Source organism: Chloroflexota bacterium, from assembly GCA_015478725.1.
Taxonomy (GTDB): domain Bacteria; phylum Chloroflexota; class Limnocylindria; order Limnocylindrales; family CSP1-4; genus C-114.
This window is the reverse complement of the sequence record JADMIG010000003.1, coordinates 176,478-192,211: the sequence shown is the minus strand read 5'-3', so window position 1 is coordinate 192,211 and position 15,734 is coordinate 176,478. Positions and strand designations below refer to the sequence as shown.

The window sequence follows — 15,734 nt, the reverse complement described above, 5'->3', positions numbered from 1 at the left end:
CCGAGGCGGGAGGGCCGAGGCGGGAGGGCCGAGGCGGGAGGGCCGAGGCGGGAGGGCCGAGGCGGGAGGCTGCCGCGGGCCTGCGACGAACTCAGTCGATCAGCTCATAGGCGCCGATCGTGAGGAACTCCGCGAACTCATCGTCGAGAACGAGCCCGTCCAGGAGCGCCGCCGCATCCGCAAGCCGCCGCCCGGCGCCGGCCCCGCCCGCCTGGCCCTGCCGCTCGAACTCCTCCGCCCGGATCGAGCGGTAGAGATCTGCCGATACGACTCGCCCATCGTCGAGCCGATCGCTGCGCGACCGCCAGAGCCAGAGCAGCGATCGAGCGATCTCGGCGGTCGCGGCGTCCTCCATGAGGTTGTCGATGGCCGCGGCCCCATTGCCGCGCAACCAGGAATCGAGGTACGCGAGGGCGACCGAGACGTTCGCTCGCAGCCCGGCCTCCGTCCGTCGTCCGCCCGGAACGGCGACCGCGACGAGGCCTGCGATATCACCGTCGGCCTCGTCGACCCGCCGGTCCTTCTGGTTCGGTCGGCCGCCGAGCACGGCATCGAAGATCGAGGTGGCGAGCGGCACGAGGTCGGGGTGGGCGACCCACGTCCCGTCGAACCCGTCGGCCGACTCGCGCTCCTTGTCCTCGCTTACCTTCGCCATCGCCACCGCGTTGACGGCGGCGTCGCGCCGCGACGGGATGAAGGCCGCCATGCCGCCGATCGCGTGGGCGCCGCGCCGGTGGCAGGTCCGGATGAGGCGCTCCGTGTAGGTCCGCATGAACGGTACCCGCATCGTCAGCTGGGCACGGTCCGGCAGGTCCAGGTCCGGACGGCCGCGGAGGCACTTGATCGTGCTGAACAGGTAGTCCCAGCGACCGGCGTTGAGTCCGGCGGCATGCTCACGAAGCTCGAAGAGGATCTCCTCCATCTGGAACGCCGCGGGCAGCGTCTCGATGAGGACCGTCGCCCGGATCGACCCGCGCGGCATCCCGACGGCTTCCTGGGCAACGACGAACACGTCGTTCCAGAGCCGCGCCTCGAGGTGGCTCTCGAGTTTCGGGAGGTAGAGGTACGGGCCACTGCCCCGGCTGACGAGTTCCACCGCGTTGTGCCAGAACCACAGGCCGAAGTCGACGAGGCTCGCGCTCAGCGGGGCGCCGTCGAGGACGAGATGGCGCTCGTCGAGGTGCCATCCCCGCGGACGGACCACGAGCGTCGCCGTCCGCTCCGCGAGGCGGTAACTCCGTCCGTCCGGGCTGTCGAATGTCAGCTCCCGGCGCAGGGCCGCCCGCAGGGCGGCCTGGCCCCCGACGATGTTTGACCACGTCGGCGACAGGGCATCCTCGAGGTCCGCCATGAAGACGCGCGCGCCCGAATTGAGGGCGTTGATCATCATCTTCGGCTCGGCCGGGCCGGTGATCTCGACCCGCCGGTCCTCGAGGTCCTCCGGCGCGGCCGCCACGCGCCAGTCGTCGGAGCGGATCGCGGCCGTCTCCGCAAGGAGGTGCGGATCGCCGCCGAGCAGGGCAGCCCGCAGCGCGGGCCGAGCAGCGAGGAGCGCGCGCCGACGTCCGCCGAACCGCCGCTCGAGGCCCTCGACGAACGCGAGCGCCGCCAGCGTGAGGATCTCCGCGTCGCCCGGGACCGCTGGACCGACGATGACGACTCCGCTGGTGCTCACCATCCGCCGGCCTCGCGAATGAGGCGGTGGAGGACACGGCCGGCGACCGCCCGTCGATAGGCGGCGCTCGAACGGACGTCGTCGATCGGCTCGATCTCGGTGGCGAGCGCCACGGATGCCCGATCCGCGGTCTCCGGCGTGGGCCGGGAGCCCTCGAGGATCCTCTCCGTCGCGGGAGCCCGCATCGGCGTCGGTGCCACGGAGGCGAGGGCGACTCGGACATCCCGCCAGACCCGCGGTCCGACACCCGTCGCGTCCGGCGAGTCGGTCCAGGAGAGCGCGAGGGCGACCTTGCTGATCGCCTGCGCACGACGCGTCCCGACCTTGCGGAACCGCGTCTCCCGACCGGGCACGATCGGCAGCCGGACCCGGAGGATGATCTCGTCAGCGGCGAGCCCCGAACGGCGATAGTCGGGCCAGAACCCGGCCGCGGGGATCGTCCGCTCGCCGCGCGGCCCGCCGACCTCGACCACGGCGTCCATCGCGAGTGCGACCGGCAGCGTGTCCCCGGCCGGCGAGGCGTTCGCGAGGTTCCCGCCGAACGTGCCGCGGTTCTGGATCTGGGCGGCACCGACGGTCGCGGCCGCCTCCACCAGCGCGGGAGCGAACTCGCGACAGAGCGGCGAACGCCGGATCTCCGCATACGTCGTGAGCGCTCCGAGGACGAGATCGGACCGCCCGAGCGCGTCACGGGCCGACCGGTCGACGGCGATGCCGCGGAGCTCCGCCAATCGCCACAGGTCGAGGTACCGGGCGGGCGGCGGCGCGGTCCGGCCGGTCAGCTGCACGAGGAGGTCCGTGGCGCCCGCGAGGGGACGGAGCGGGGCGTCCGATGCGGCACCGGCGAGGAGCGCATACGCCTCCGCCAGGGTCCGCGGCGTCTCGACGGGCGGCTCGAGGGGCGCCGCCGGTTCGGTGCTCACGCGTCGAATGTCGCCGTGCGCGTGGCGGCGAGCGCGATCGCCTCGACGATCTTGGTGTACCCCGTGCAGCGGCAGAGATTGCCGGCGATCGCCTCGCGGATGGCCTCGTCGGTCGGCGGAGTCCCGGAGGCGAGGAACGCGTGTCCGGCCATGAGCATGCCCGGCGTGCAGATGCCGCACTGGGCCCCGCCGGTCTCGAGGAAGGCGCGCTGGAGCGCGTCGAGGTCATCCGGAGTCGGCGGGACGCCGCTGGCGACAGCGCGCCCGAGCCCTTCCACCGTGCGGATGTCGGCGCCTTCCACCTGGCACATCGGGACGAGGCAGGCATCGACAAGGGCACCGTCGAGGAGGACGGAGCACGCCCCGCACTCCCCCTCCCCGCAACCCTCCTTCGTCCCGGTGAGCGCGAGCTCCTCGCGGAGCACGTCGAGGAGTCGCCGGCTGCCGGAGACATCCACCTCGGCCGGGGCGCCGTTGACGGCGAAGCGCACCGTCGTCATCGGCCGCCTCGTCCGCCGGACTCGCGGGGGACGCCGGGCCTGAGGGGAGTCAGCGCCGCGAGCGCACCGAGGATCCGCTCCGGCGTCGCGGGCAGCTCGTGGATCCAGACGCCGACCGCATCGTGGATGGCGGCGACGACCGCCGGCGCGGCGACGTCCATGGGCAGCTCGCCGACGCCCTTCGCGCCGTGCGGAGCGCCCGAGAAGGGGGCTTCCACGAGGAGCGCCGTGATCCGCGGGGCATCGAGGGAGGTGGGGATGAGGTAGGTCGCAAGGCGGTCGTTGAGATAGCGGCCGCCGCGGACCTTCATCTCCTCGATCGTCGCATAGCCGACGGCCTGCAGCGTGCCGCCCTCCACCTGGCCCTCGGCGAGGATCGGGTGGATGACCCGACCGACGTCGTCGGCGGCGACGACGCTCCGGACCGCGACTGCTCCCGTGTCGAGATCGACGTCCACCTCGGCCACGGCGGAGGCCCAGCCGAACGCCGGATACGCATCGCCGGTGTAGGTCTCGTCGTCGAAGGCGACGCCCGGGTACGGCGCGAATCGCTCGTCGATGCGCGTCGCTCCGTGCATCCGAGCGTCCGAGGCGTACGAGGCGGCGAACGATCCGCCAGTCCGTTCCTCGACCTCGGTCCGGAGCCGTCGAGCCGCCCGGATGAGGAGGCCGCCGACCACCATCGCCGTCCGCGATGCGACGGTGGGGCCCGAATCCGGCACGAAGGCCGTGTCCTGCGGAGCGATCTCGACGGTCTCGATCGGCACGCCGAGCTCAGAGGCGACGAGCTGGGGGAAGATCGTCTTCGTCCCCTGGCCCATCTCCGTCGAGCCGGTGAGGATGACGATCTCGCCGTCGGCAGTGAGCTCGAGGGACGCCACGGACGCGAGATGGACCTCGCCAGAACCGGTGAACCCGGCCCCATGCCAGGCGAGCGCGAGGCCGATGCCGTGGGCCGTCCGCTCGGGCCCGCCCTCGAACGGCGCCATGACCAGGCCCGAGCCGGCGCGTGCTCGACGGGCCTCGGCGGTCCGCTCGCGGATGCGCTCGAATTCGGCCGCCTCGGCGGCCCGGAGAAGGACCTCCTCGCCGGCGACACTCTCGCGGAGGATCTGACCGGTCGGGGTCGCGTCGCCCTCCCGATAGACCCATCGCCGCCGGAGCTCCACGGGCGAGACGCCGAGCGCCTCCGCGATGCGGTTCACCTGCATCTCCGCGGCGAACTCGGTCTGGGGCGCGCCGAAGCCACGGAAGGCGCCGTTCGGCGGCGTGTTCGTGGCCATCGCCCGGGAGCGGATCCGGACGTTCGCACAGCGATACGGGCCGCCAGCATGGAGCGTCCCACGCGACAGGACGACGGGACTGAGGGTGCAGTACGCGCCGCCGTCCATGACGATCTCGACGTCCTGGGCCACGAGGTCGCCCACGGCGCTCACGCCGCTCCGGTAACGGACGATCGCCGGATGGCGTTTCGTCGTCGCCGCGATGTCCTCGTGGCGGTCGTAGATCATCCGGATGGGCCGCGCCGCCGCCCTGGCGAGGAGCGCGGCGTGGAGCGCGAGCATCGACGGGTATTCTTCCTTGCCGCCGAAGCCGCCGCCCGTCTCCGCCTGGACCACCTGCGCGCCCTCGTCGTCGAGGAGGAGCGCCCGCTTCAACGCCCGGTGGATGTAGTAGGGGCACTGGAGCGAGCCGTGGACGGTCACTCCGCCGTCCGGCCGCGGCACCGCGATCATCGCGTTGTTCTCGATATACAGCTGCTCCTGGTGGCCGACCCGGTACTCGCCCTCAACGACGAGGTCGGCGCTCGCCATCGCCGCGTCGACGTCACCGGTCCGGATGTCGAAGCTGGCGAAGACCTGCTCGCTCTGCAGGGGATCCAGGACCGGCGGGAGCGGCTCGGTCCGCGGCCTGAACGCAGCGCATGCGGCCCGAAGCGTCGCCCGATCCGGCGCCGCGACAAGAGCGAGCGGCTCGGCATGGTGGCGGATCTCGCCGCCGACCGGGACGAGGATGGGCTGGTCGTCGGTGATGAGGCTGACGATGTTCGGACCCGGGATGTCCGCGGCGGTGACGATGACCACCCGACCCCATGGGAAGTCCGGGTCCCGATCGAAGCCGAGGAGGCCGGCGTGCGCCTCCGCCGAGCGGATCGTCGCACCGAACCAGGCGCCGGGGAAGACGAGATCGTCCGTGTAGAGGGCCACGCCGGTGAGTTTCGCCGGCCCTTCGCGGCGGAGCGGCGCGCGGGCGATCGAGGCCGGGCGGGACGCGGGAACGATCGTCACGAGTGGGCCTTCCCTCCTGGCGCCCCACGATGCGGCTGGCGCGGCGGGCCTGTCAAGCGAGGGCGTCGAGCGCGGTCTGTCAATCCCGGCCATGCCGGAGTGCGCGGCCCGGCGTGGCGCCGGTGTGCCGACCTCCGTCCACGACGGTGACGCCGTTCACGATCACGTGCTCGATGCCGACCGGGAAGCGGCGGGGTTCGTCGTAGGTGGCGAGGCTCGCCACCGTGGCCGGGTCGAAGACCACGATGTCGGCAGCGAGCCCATCGGCGAGGCGGCCGCGGTCCGTGAGGCCGAGCCGTGCGGCCGGCGCCCCGGTCATCCGGTGGACGGCGTCCTCGAGGCCGAGGATCCGCTCGTCGCGGACAAACTGGCCGAGGATCCGGGGAAAGCTTCCGTACGTCCGCGGGCTCGGCCTGACGCCGACGAACGTGCTGTCCGTGCCGACCATCGCGACCGGGTGCCGGTAGAACCGACGGATGCCGTCCGTGTGCGGGCCCGGGGTCACCTCGTTGAGTCGGAGGTCTTCGGCGAGGAGCAGGTCGCAGAGGAGGTCGACCGGGTCGGCGCCCGTCTCGGCGAGGATCTCGCCGAGCGTCGAACCTTCCCAGTGCGCGTGCTCCGGCCGCGCGAAGTATCCGACACGGACGTCCGCCAGACCGCCGGCACCGGCGAACAGCGTGCCCCGGACGACGAGGTCGGCGCGGATCCGCTCCCTGACGCGGCGATCGGCGAGACGCTCCCTGGTCCGGGCCGGGCCGCCCTCCTGTACCCAGAGCGGGAGCAGGATGAGGAGGCGGGTGCTCGCCCACTCGTATGGGTACGCATCGAAGGTGACGTCGAGTCCTTCGGCGCGGGCGTCATCGATGAGCTCGAGCATTCGCTCCGGGCTCCCCGGGAAGGTGGTGCGATGGTAGAAGTGGGTGATGTGGGCCGGCGCCTCGCCGCGCCGACCGATCTCGATCGCCTCCCGGAACGGATCGAGGAATCGATCGCCGAGCGCATAGCGCACGTGGGTGTGGTAGATGCCGCCGCGGGCGGCGGCCTCCCGTGCCAGGGCGGCCAGCTCCGTGGTGGAGGCGAAGGCGCCGGGCGGGTAGTCGAGGCCGGAGCTCACGCCGAAGGCACCCTCCTCCATCGATTCCCGAAGGAGGCCGCGCATCCGGTCGAGGGCGACTGGCGTCGCGGGAACGTCGTCCCAGCCGACGGCCGCGATCCGGAGGGCGGAGTTGCCGACGAGGGTCGCGATGTTCACGCTCACCGTGCCGTCGAACCGGGCGAGCTGATCGGCCACGGTTGCCCAGTCGAAGGCGATCTCCGGACGACCATCGAGCCCGCCATTGAGCACGACGAACGCCTCGAGATCCGCGTGATCTGGGAACGGTGCGTAGCCGTTGCCGTCGACGCCGATGACTTCCGTCGTCACGCCCTGGCGGACCTTCGGCTCGTGCAGCGGATCGGCGAGGATCATGAGCCCGCTGTGGCTGTGGAGGTCGATGAATCCGGGCGCGACGATCCAGCCCGTCGCATCGATCGTCCGGGCCGCCGGCGCGGCGCGGAGACCGTCGTCCGCGGTCGCGTGCGTCTCACTCGTGGCCGGGGCACTCGTGGCCCGGGCACTCGTGGCCTGGGCGGTCGCGACCGCGGCACTGGGCCCGATCCGCGCGATCCGCAGGCGGCCATCGTCCGTGACGGCGACCGTGCCCGGATATCCCGGTGCGCCCGTCCCATCGACGATCGTGCCGCCGACGATGAGGAGCCTGGTCATGCAGTCGGTCCGGTGCCTGGTCGTGGAAGCCACGGACTCTTCGGGCGGGCTGGCGCCACGCGTTCCGCTCCAGGAACGCTCGCCGTTCCAACCGACGCAGGATCCGCATGACAGCCGGACCGCCCCTCGGGCATTCGCACGCTCGGCGTTCCGACCGACACCCGGGGCCACGATCCTGCGCCAGGTGGAACGCTCGGCGTTCCTACCGACACCCGGCCCAGCCCTCGTCCCGGCCAGTACCACCGCCGCACGACGATGGCGAACCTGGCGGTGATCCTGAGTGAAGGACCGACCATCATCATCCGATCATGGTCAGGTACGGGCGTCGCCTCGACGCGGCCAACGAGGCCGCGGCCCGGATCCGAACGACGATCGGCGTGGAGCTGAGGAACAGTCGCCGCGGGGCTGGTCTGAGCCAGCGTGTCGCGGGTGGCGCGGTCGGGATGTCGCATGCACAGGTCGGCCGGATCGAGCGCGGAAAGGTCGCGGATCCGACCGTAGGTCAGCTCGCGCGACTCGCCGCCGCCGTCGGCCTCGACCTGTCGGTCCGGCTCTATCCTGGCACCGACGCCGTCCGCGATGCCGCCCAGCTCCGACTGCTCGAGCGGTTCCGGCGGGGATTGCATCCGGCCCTTCGCTGGCGGACCGAGGTGCCACTCCCAATGGGCGGTGACCGCCGCGCCTGGGACGCCGTCATCGATGGCGACGGCTGGCGCGCGCACGTCGAGGCCGAGACCCGGATCGGCGACGTCCAGGCTCTCCTCCGACGCCTCGCTCTGAAGATGCGCGACGGTGGTGCCGACCGCGTCATCCTCGTGGTCGCCCGCACACGCGCGAACACCGCGACGCTCGCCGCCGTCCGCAGCGCGATGACGGCATCGTTCCCACTCGCCCAGCGGGTGATCATGACGCGACTTCAGGAAGGCGACGACCCCGGTGGCTCCGGGATCGTCTGCATCTGACTCCGGACGGATCACGCTAAGGGTCCCTCCAGACGGCGTCCGCGTACCCACGCCCCCCGGACCATCCGCGGGTCCGACCGGAAGATGAAGCGACTCACCAGTTCCGTCGGATCCTCGAGCGACCCGGTCGGATCCTCGAGCGACCCCGTCGAGACGTCGAGCAGGTCCGTGGCTGACGCGTCGACGACGATGAGATCGGCATCCTTGCCGGCCTCGAGCGACCCGATCGCGTCGTCCAGCCCGAGGGCCCTCGCGCCGTCGAGCGTCCCGAGGCGGAGCCAGTCGAGCGGACCCAGGATCGGTCCGGCGTCGAACCCGGCGATCCGCCGCACGTTCTGGACGTATGCCCCGACGCGCATGGACCGGAAGATCGACGGGTCTGGCCCTCCGGCCACGTCCGAGCCCAGCCCGACGGGGATGCCGGCTTCCAGGTAGCGCGCCAGCGGCATCGTCCCCGATGCGAGAAAGAGGTTCGACTCCGGGCAATGGGCGACGCGGGCGCCCGACTCGGCGAGCCGGCGCACCTCCCGGTCGGACAGGTGGATCGCATGGGCGAGCACCGCCCGCGGGCTGAGCGCCGCTGCACGATCGTAGACGTCGAGGTAGTCCTTCGCCTCGGGGAAGAGCCGGCCCACCTCGGCGACCTCGCCGACGTCCTCGGACAGGTGCGTCTGCCAGTAGGCGCCGGCGCGCTCGGCCAAGCGAGCCGACTCACGGAGCATCTCGGCCGTGCAACTCACCGCGAAGCGGGGGGTGAACGCGTAGCGCAGCCGTCCGTCGTCACGGCCGTGCCAGCGGGCGCAGAGGTCCGCCGACTGCCGGAGGGAGAGGTCGAGGACCTCGCGCGGCGTTCGATCGCCCGCGTCGTAGGTGAGTCGGTCCATCATGACCTTGCCGATGACGGCCCGGATGCCGTGCGCCTCGGCGGCCCGGAACACGACGTCCATGCTCGGTTCCCAGAGCGCCCCGTATGCCATCACGGTGGTGCTGCCGGCGGCCGCGAACGCCCGGAAGGCCGCCGGGGCGAGACGCTCGGCCGCGGGCGCGTCGAACGCTCGCTCGAGCGGGAAGATGTACCGCTCGAGCCACTCGAGGAGCGGGAGGCCGAACCCGAGCCCCGCGTTCGAAAGCTGCGGCACGTGGGCGTGCAGATCGACCAGTCCCGGGAGGACCACCCACGGCCGGACGTCGGCGACCGGGAGGGCGCCCCGATCCGAGGCCGATGACGAGACCGAGGGCGCGGCGGAGGTCATCGCGGAGGAGGACCACGGTCCGACGGAGGCGATGCGGCCGTCCGGTCCCACCTCGAGCCGGCCGTCCAGCTCGTGACGAACGCCGCCCCTCGAGAGCGGGCTGAGGATCCGGGCACGGAGCACGAACGGCGGCCGAGCAGGCAGGGCGGCGGTCACGGACGCGGATGCTAGCACGGGCCGCGTCGACGACCCGACCACACCAGACCTCTCCGGAGTCTCCGGACCGGTGTCATGGAGCACCGGAAAGAGGTCCCGGACGGTCCCCATCCACTCGTCAGGGACCGGGGAGCACTCGTAGACTCGTGAGCCGGGCCGGTGGCCGGGCTCGACGGAGTCGCGAAAAATGGACGCTGAATCGATATCCCGTATCCTCATCCTGGCGATCGTCGCCAATCTCGTCATCATGATCCTCGTCATCGTGCCGGCCGTCCGGCACGGGCGGAACCGCGATCTCGGCAAGAGCAATATGTCGTACGTGGCCCCGAACGGCGCGACGGTCTCTCCCACGGTCCTTGCCGATCGTCTCGCATCCATCTCCGGACCGGTGACGGCCGCCGGGCCAGTCACGGCATCCGGTCCCGTGCCGGCCGCGACGGTCCCCGGAGCCGGCAGCGCACCCGGCCCGAATGACACCCCGCGGCCGACCATCGACGCCTCGCCAGGAGTACCACCCACCGACATGGCAACCGACGACGCCGAAGCCCGACGGACGGGCCCCGATGACCTCCAGCTCACGCGGCCGCGCCGCTTCACGATGCCGGCAGAAGACGACCGCGCCGCGGACGCGATCGAGGCGTTCCTCTCGGGTTCGCGTCGGCCCGACCGTGAGCGCGGCGATCGGCGACCGGGCATCGATCAGGCGGACGATGGACCGGAGGGACTCGTGGACCGGATCACGGGCCTCGACAGCCCATATTCGTGGTCCCGGACGATCGCGACCGAGCAGACACGTTCGGCCCGCTACGGGCGACCCGCGACGGTCGTCATCGCCGAGCTCGACGGTCTCGACATCCTCGCCGATCGCTTCGGGGAGATGGCTGCGGATCGCCTGATCCCGCCGGTCGCCGACGCCCTTCGGCGGAACGCCCGTGCGGCGGATCGGGTCGCCCGACTCGGTCGCGCCCGCTTCGGGATCCTCCTCGTGGAAACGGACGAGGTCCGGGCCATCAACTACGTGGAGCGCGTCCGTGCCGCCTGCGACCGCTGGCTCGAAGCGAGCGCGGTCGCGGTGCGCCTCTCGCTCGGCTGGGCGTGTCCCGCCGTGGACGGCGACCTTGCGGGCGCCGTGCGGACGGCCGAGGAGCGGATGCACCGCGAACGGCGACGCTCGGCACCGTGGCACCCCGCCCCGACGGAGGCCGAGGGACCCGAGGACTGACCTCGGGATCGACGACCGACCGCGCGACGGCGGACGGCGGACGGCGGACGACGGACGGCGGACGGCGGCAGCCTTACGGCGCGAGCAGGCTTTCGTCCACCAGCTGGTCGACGGTCGGCGCGGGACTCGCCACCGGCGAGCCGGGCATCGCGACCATGAATGCGACGGTCCGCTGCCAGGCGGTGCGGTCGATCGCCCCGAGCCCGTGCGCGGCTGTGTAGGCGCTCGACCACGTCGCGATCGTCGCCTTGAGGATCGCGAGCTGCGTCGGCCGGTCCGTGCCGAGGTCGGGCACGAGGGCGACCGAGGCGTCGAGGCCCTTCTGCGGATCGGAGGTGATGACCGCCATCGCCCGAAGGGTCGCCGCCACGAACGCTTTCAGGGCCACGTGCTTGGCGGTGAGCGTCGCCGTCCCGGCGATGAGCCCGTTCCCGGGCAGTGGCACGATGCCGTCGACGGTGAGGACGGACGCCGGCGTCCCCGACAGTGCCATCTGGACCGGCTCGTTGTTGACGAAGCCGGTCGCCGCGTCGATGGCTCCCTGGGCGAGAGCCGTCGCCTGCCCGAAGTCCGGATAGAGCTGGATGTTCACGTCGTTCGTCGTGAGTCCGGCGGACTGGAGGAGCGCCTGGAGCATGATCCAGCTGCTGCCATACTTGCCGGGCGTCCCGATCCTGCGGCCCTTGAGGTCGGCCGCCGTGTGGATCCCGGAGGAGGCCTTGGCGAACACGATGTTCGGGAACTTCGCGTAGATCGTCGCGACGTATCGCACCGGGATCCCCTGGCCCACCGCCGGGATGACGCTCGTCCCGTCGGCGATGCCGATGTCCACCGCCCCCTGCCCGACGAGGGTGATGAGATCGGGATCGATCTTGTTCTCGAAGGTCACGTCCAGGCCGGCGGCAGCGTAATACCCCGCCTGCTGGGCGAGGTAGAACGGAGCGAACTGCACGCTCGGGATGTAGCCCAGGCCGACGGTCAGCCTGGTCGGCGGACCGGACGGTGTCGCCGGGACCGATGTGCCTGCCGAGGCGGCCGTCGAGCCGGCCGTGCCCGGGGCCGCCGACGCCGCTGCGCTCGGGGCCGCGGTCGCACCGGACCCGCACGCTGCGAGCAACGGCGCCGCCACGAGGCTGAGGAGCAGGAAACGCTTCACGGGACCTCCATGCTGGTTCATCCGCGGTCGCCGACGAGACGACGCTCGATGGCCACGACCATGAGATAGAGCGTGACGCCGACGATCGCGATGGTCGCGAGCGTGGCGAAGAGGAGCGGCGTGTCGAACAGGCTGCCGCGGGCGAGGTTGATGAGGACGCCGAGGCCGGAATCGCCGCCCGCCCACTCGCCGATGATCGCCCCGATCACCGCCAGCGTCACCCCGACCCGGAGCCCGCCGAAGATCGCGGGGAGCGCGCCCGGGATCTCCACGCGGAGGAGGATCTGGCGGCGCGACGCGCGGAGGGCCCGGCACAGCTCGAGGAGCTGTCCGTCCACCGAACGAATGCCGACCATGGTCGAGATGGCGACCGGGAAGAAGACGATGAGCGCGCAGATGATGACCTTCGAGAGGATCCCCGATCCGAACCACAGGGCGATGAGCGGTGCGAGGGCGAGGATGGGCGTCGCCTGGGCCGCGACGAGATACGGCGAGAGCGCCTGTTCGATGAGCCGCGACCGGGCGAGCCCGTAGCCCACGACCATCGCCGAGCCGGCGCCCGCGACGAACCCGAGGCCGACCTCGGAGAGGGTGGTGATCGTGTTCGGGAGCATCGTCCCGTCCGCCCACGCCCGGACGAACCGGGCGGCGACGGTCTCCGGTGGCGGCAGGACGAACGGCTGGTACCCGCCGATGACGGTGAGGAGCTTCCATCCGGCGAGCAGCGCCGCGCCCGCGACCACCGCCAGGAATGGACCCCGGAAGGATCGGCGCGGCGATCCGGCGAGGACGAGCCGATCGACGATCATCGCGTCGCCTCCTCGTCGGCCGCGAGGAGCTCCCGGACCGACGCCGCGATCCCGGAGACATCGGCGGCATCGAGCGTGCCGAGCGAGCGTGGCCGGGCGAACGGGATCGCGATCGTGCCGGCGATCCTGGCGGAGCGTCGAGCGAGGACGAGGACGCGGTCGGCGAGGAAGATCGCCTCCGCGATCGAATGGGTGACGAGAACGACGCTCGCGCCCGTCCGTCGCCAGATCTCCTGGAGCGCGAGGTTGAGCCGCTCGCGGGTGAGCGAGTCGAGCGCGCTGAACGGCTCGTCGAGGAGGAGGATGCCCGGCTCAAGGGCAAGGGCGCGGGCGATCGCGGCGCGCTGGCGCATCCCACCGGAGAGCCGGTGGGGGCGTTCGTCGTCGACGCCGACGAGGCCGACGAGCTCGAGGAGTTCCCGGGCGCGTGCCCGGCGGCGATCCGCTGGCCAGCCGGCGAGCTCGAGCGGGAAGGCGATGTTGTCGACGACCGAGCGCCAGGGCAGGAGGCGCGGCTCCTGGAACACGACGCCGACGCGGCGGTCCGGGGCGGAGATCGGCTCGCCGGCGACGTCGACGCGACCGCCGGTCGGGTGGAGGAGGCCGGCGAGGAGCCGCAGGAGCGTGCTCTTTCCGGATCCGTTCGCTCCGACGAGAGCGACGAACTCGCCGGGACCGACGGCGAGCGAGACACGATCGAGGACGAGCCGGTCCGCGAGGGACGCTGCCTGGCGGGAGGTCCGTCCCGGATAGCGGAATGACACCTCGACAGCCTGGATCGCGGGAGTCTCGCGAGCCGCGAGAGCCGCGAGAGCCGCGAGAGCCGCGAGAGCCGGGCGGTTCGACGCGACGGAGGGCACGCCCGCAGGTGCGCCGTTCACGCGTTCGTCCGTGGTCTCCGTCAGATCCAACCCGAAGCTCCGTTCGCTCGCTTCGGGGATACACGCCACGGCCCGCCGCGCCCGATGCCGGGCACAGCCGATCGTCTTCTTCCATCCGGACTGTACCGTCGGCTCCGGTTCGACGGCCGTTGGCCGCCGCTCGGATCTGCGAACCCGACGGCCGACTGGCCGACGGATCGCTCGTGGGCTCGACCCCGCGTGCGCGGAGCCCTACCACCGGTCGGGAATCTCACCCTGCCCCGAAGACGGGCGGAGTCTAGCACGAGACCGCGGACGGACTCCGGGGTGCCCTTGGCGAACGGCGCAGGACCTTGCCGCGGACCGACTCACGGACCACTGTCGACGCCGGGCTTCGCGGGAGCGACCTCGGGTCGTCAGGCCCGCGCGCTCAGTGGGCTCGTGCGCTCAGTGGGCTCGTGCGCTCCGCTCATTCCTGCCAGATGTTCACCAGGCGGTCGCTCGTCCGGGCTGGACCGTGAGACTCCCCATGCGACGGGCGCCCGCGAGCGTGGCTTCGACCGTCTGGCGCCTCCCTGCGTTTCGATCATGCCCACCGGGGCATGGAGCGGCCGACCAACGCCCGCCTGAGGACCATCTGGCGGTTTCTGTCGACGCCGGCACGACCCCGCCTCCCTGCTCAGGGAAGTTCGCGCAGCCGCCTGACCGTCGGGGCGATCGCCGGCCACGCCTCGACGTACGCCGCGAACGCCGCGTCATAGACCGCCCGATTCGCCGGGTCCGGCTCGATGCGGCGCGCGATCCGCACCATCCCTCCGATCGCGTCGCCCACCGTCCCGAATGCGCCGATCGCGACCGCGCCGAGGATCGCCGCGCCGAGGACCGCCGAGTCGAAGATCTCGGGGACCGCGACCGGGACCCCGAGGACGTCCGCCTTGATGGTGTTCCAGGTATCGCCGCGGGCGGTCCCGCCGGTCACCACGAGCTGGTCCACCCGGACACCGGCGGCAAGGATCGGCGTCGCGACATGGCGGAGCGCGAACGCGGCTGCCTCGAGCACGGCCCGGGTGAGATGGGCCTGAGCGTGTCCGAGCGTGAGGCCGATGAACGCCCCGCGCGCGCTCGGATCCCACAGCGGCGACCGCTCGCCGGACAGGTACGGCAGGAACAGGAGTCCGCCCGCGCCCGGCGCCACGGCCGCAGCCTCCACGATGAGCTGCTCCTGCGGGAGACCGCCGAGGATCCGCTCCCCGAGCCAGTCGAGAGCCTTGCCGGTGGACGTCATCGCCCCGCCGAGGAACCAGCGGTCCGGCAGCGGCGCATGCGCGACCCATGTCGCGGGGACCTCGACCGGCGCGTCCCAGTAGACGGCGAACCCGCCGGAGGTGCCGCCGGTATCGATCGCCTGCCCGGGATCGACGAGGCCGGCGCCATGGAAGCTGGCGAACGAGTCGACGGTCCCGGCGACGACCGGCAGGCCCGGTCGGAGGCCGAGGCGCTCCGCGACGTCCCGGAGCAGACCGCCGACGATCATTCCTGCGGGGACGATCGGAGGCAGGCGCTCGCTGTGCAGCCCCTCCGTCGCCACCCGGTCCCGATCGATCGGCTCCTGGCCGAGCGACACGGTCGCCGCCGCGACGCCGGACAGTCGACAGGCCGCCCATTCCCACGTGTTGAGGTACCAGCGGGTCCGATCCGCGGCGGCGGGTTCCTGCCGCTCCAACCACAACGCCGCCGGTGCGATGCCGAGACCCCAGCCGGACCGTCCCGTCGCGCTCGCGAGCTGACCGGCCTCCGCGGACGATCGTCCGTCCAGCCACGTGATCGCCGAGTGCGTCGCCGTCCCATCTTCGGCGACCGCGACGAGCGTCGGCCCTTGACCGACGACGCAGATCGCGGCGACCTCGATCGCCGCTGTCGAACCCCCCGGGAGCCCTCCCGGAGCGGTGGCGAGGACCTCGCCGACGACGGACTCGAGGGCGCTCCACCACGTCGACGGATCCTCCTCGGCCCGCCCGCGCGCGGCATCGACGTCGAGGGGATAGCCGGCCCTGGCCGCCGCGAGCAGGCGCCCGTCGGTCGTGATGAGGCCGGCCTTGAGCTCCGTCGTGCCGAGATCGAGGGCGAGGATGGCCGCTCCGCCGCCACCCATCAGCGAGGGCCGA

At 72.2% G+C, this 15,734-nt stretch carries 12 protein-coding genes and 1 riboswitch; of the genes, 2 read left to right on the top strand and 10 right to left on the bottom strand.

Translation table 11 applies throughout. From position 1 onward, the window contains the following. Positions 1 to 91: 91 nt before the first annotated feature. Genes aceB through IVW53_04790 form a run of 5 tightly spaced genes read right to left on the bottom strand, consistent with a single transcriptional unit; the run spans position 92 to position 7,151 of the window. Positions 92 to 1,678: a malate synthase A gene (aceB, locus tag IVW53_04810; protein ID MBF6604885.1), complete on the bottom strand. Its 1,587-nt coding sequence runs from the start codon at positions 1,676 to 1,678 to the stop codon at positions 92 to 94. Then, a complete protein-coding gene (locus tag IVW53_04805) occupies positions 1,672 to 2,598 on the bottom strand; it encodes an FAD binding domain-containing protein (GenBank protein MBF6604884.1) in 927 nt (308 codons plus the stop codon). Before IVW53_04805 ends, aceB begins: the two co-directional genes overlap by 7 nt. Continuing rightward, positions 2,595 to 3,098, bottom strand: coding sequence for a (2Fe-2S)-binding protein (locus tag IVW53_04800; GenBank protein ID MBF6604883.1), 504 nt, complete (start codon positions 3,096 to 3,098; stop codon positions 2,595 to 2,597). Before IVW53_04800 ends, IVW53_04805 begins: the two co-directional genes overlap by 4 nt. Beyond that, the gene (locus IVW53_04795) at positions 3,095 to 5,479 is read right to left on the bottom strand and encodes a xanthine dehydrogenase family protein (protein ID MBF6604882.1); all 2,385 of its coding nucleotides are present in this window, start codon (positions 5,477 to 5,479) and stop codon (positions 3,095 to 3,097) included. Before IVW53_04795 ends, IVW53_04800 begins: the two co-directional genes overlap by 4 nt. After that, positions 5,466 to 7,151, bottom strand: coding sequence for an amidohydrolase family protein (locus IVW53_04790; protein ID MBF6604881.1), 1,686 nt, complete (start codon positions 7,149 to 7,151; stop codon positions 5,466 to 5,468). The genes IVW53_04795 and IVW53_04790 overlap by 14 nt, the downstream gene beginning before the upstream one ends. A gap of 308 nt (positions 7,152 to 7,459) precedes the next feature. Here IVW53_04790 and IVW53_04785 point away from each other — a divergent pair, with 308 nt between their 5' ends. Further along, positions 7,460 to 8,113 (top strand): helix-turn-helix domain-containing protein, encoded by a 654-nt coding sequence (locus IVW53_04785; protein MBF6604880.1) that lies wholly within the window; start codon positions 7,460 to 7,462, stop codon positions 8,111 to 8,113. A gap of 11 nt (positions 8,114 to 8,124) precedes the next feature. Here IVW53_04785 and IVW53_04780 read toward each other — a convergent pair whose 3' ends face one another. Continuing rightward, positions 8,125 to 9,522, bottom strand: a complete 1,398-nt coding sequence (locus tag IVW53_04780; GenBank protein ID MBF6604879.1) for an amidohydrolase family protein — start codon at positions 9,520 to 9,522, stop codon at positions 8,125 to 8,127. 187 nt (positions 9,523 to 9,709) lie between these two features. On the opposite strand from IVW53_04780, the gene IVW53_04775 reads away from it, so the two are divergent. Further along, complete coding sequence (locus IVW53_04775) at positions 9,710 to 10,744, top strand: diguanylate cyclase (GenBank protein ID MBF6604878.1); 1,035 nt, start codon at positions 9,710 to 9,712, stop codon at positions 10,742 to 10,744. A 73-nt stretch (positions 10,745 to 10,817) separates the two neighbouring features. On the opposite strand, the gene IVW53_04770 is transcribed toward IVW53_04775, so the two are convergent. From IVW53_04770 to IVW53_04755, 4 genes are all read right to left on the bottom strand, one after another. After that, a complete protein-coding gene (locus IVW53_04770) occupies positions 10,818 to 11,900 on the bottom strand; it encodes an ABC transporter substrate-binding protein (GenBank protein MBF6604877.1) in 1,083 nt (360 codons plus the stop codon). A gap of 17 nt (positions 11,901 to 11,917) precedes the next feature. After that, positions 11,918 to 12,709, bottom strand: coding sequence for an ABC transporter permease (locus IVW53_04765; GenBank protein ID MBF6604876.1), 792 nt, complete (start codon positions 12,707 to 12,709; stop codon positions 11,918 to 11,920). Continuing rightward, positions 12,706 to 13,473: an ABC transporter ATP-binding protein gene (locus IVW53_04760; protein MBF6604875.1), complete on the bottom strand. Its 768-nt coding sequence runs from the start codon at positions 13,471 to 13,473 to the stop codon at positions 12,706 to 12,708. Before IVW53_04760 ends, IVW53_04765 begins: the two co-directional genes overlap by 4 nt. Before the next feature lie 216 nt (positions 13,474 to 13,689). Then, positions 13,690 to 13,862: riboswitch (FMN riboswitch) on the bottom strand. A gap of 386 nt (positions 13,863 to 14,248) precedes the next feature. After that, the gene (locus IVW53_04755; GenBank protein ID MBF6604874.1) at positions 14,249 to 15,721 is read right to left on the bottom strand and encodes a hypothetical protein; all 1,473 of its coding nucleotides are present in this window, start codon (positions 15,719 to 15,721) and stop codon (positions 14,249 to 14,251) included. Between the last annotated feature and the right edge of the window lie 13 nt (positions 15,722 to 15,734).

Coding starts and splice junctions, on each gene's coding strand:
- aceB (MBF6604885.1), bottom strand. CDS start 1,678: ATGGTGAGCACCAGCGGAGTCGTCATCGTCGGTCCAGCGGTCCCGGGC.
- IVW53_04800 (MBF6604883.1), bottom strand. CDS start 3,098: ATGACGACGGTGCGCTTCGCCGTCAACGGCGCCCCGGCCGAGGTGGAT.
- IVW53_04795 (MBF6604882.1), bottom strand. CDS start 5,479: ATGGCCGGGATTGACAGACCGCGCTCGACGCCCTCGCTTGACAGGCCC.
- IVW53_04790 (MBF6604881.1), bottom strand. CDS start 7,151: ATGACCAGGCTCCTCATCGTCGGCGGCACGATCGTCGATGGGACGGGC.
- IVW53_04785 (MBF6604880.1), top strand. CDS start 7,460: ATGGTCAGGTACGGGCGTCGCCTCGACGCGGCCAACGAGGCCGCGGCC.
- IVW53_04775 (MBF6604878.1), top strand. CDS start 9,710: ATGGACGCTGAATCGATATCCCGTATCCTCATCCTGGCGATCGTCGCC.
- IVW53_04765 (MBF6604876.1), bottom strand. CDS start 12,709: ATGATCGTCGATCGGCTCGTCCTCGCCGGATCGCCGCGCCGATCCTTC.
- IVW53_04755 (MBF6604874.1), bottom strand. CDS start 15,721: ATGGGTGGCGGCGGAGCGGCCATCCTCGCCCTCGATCTCGGCACGACG.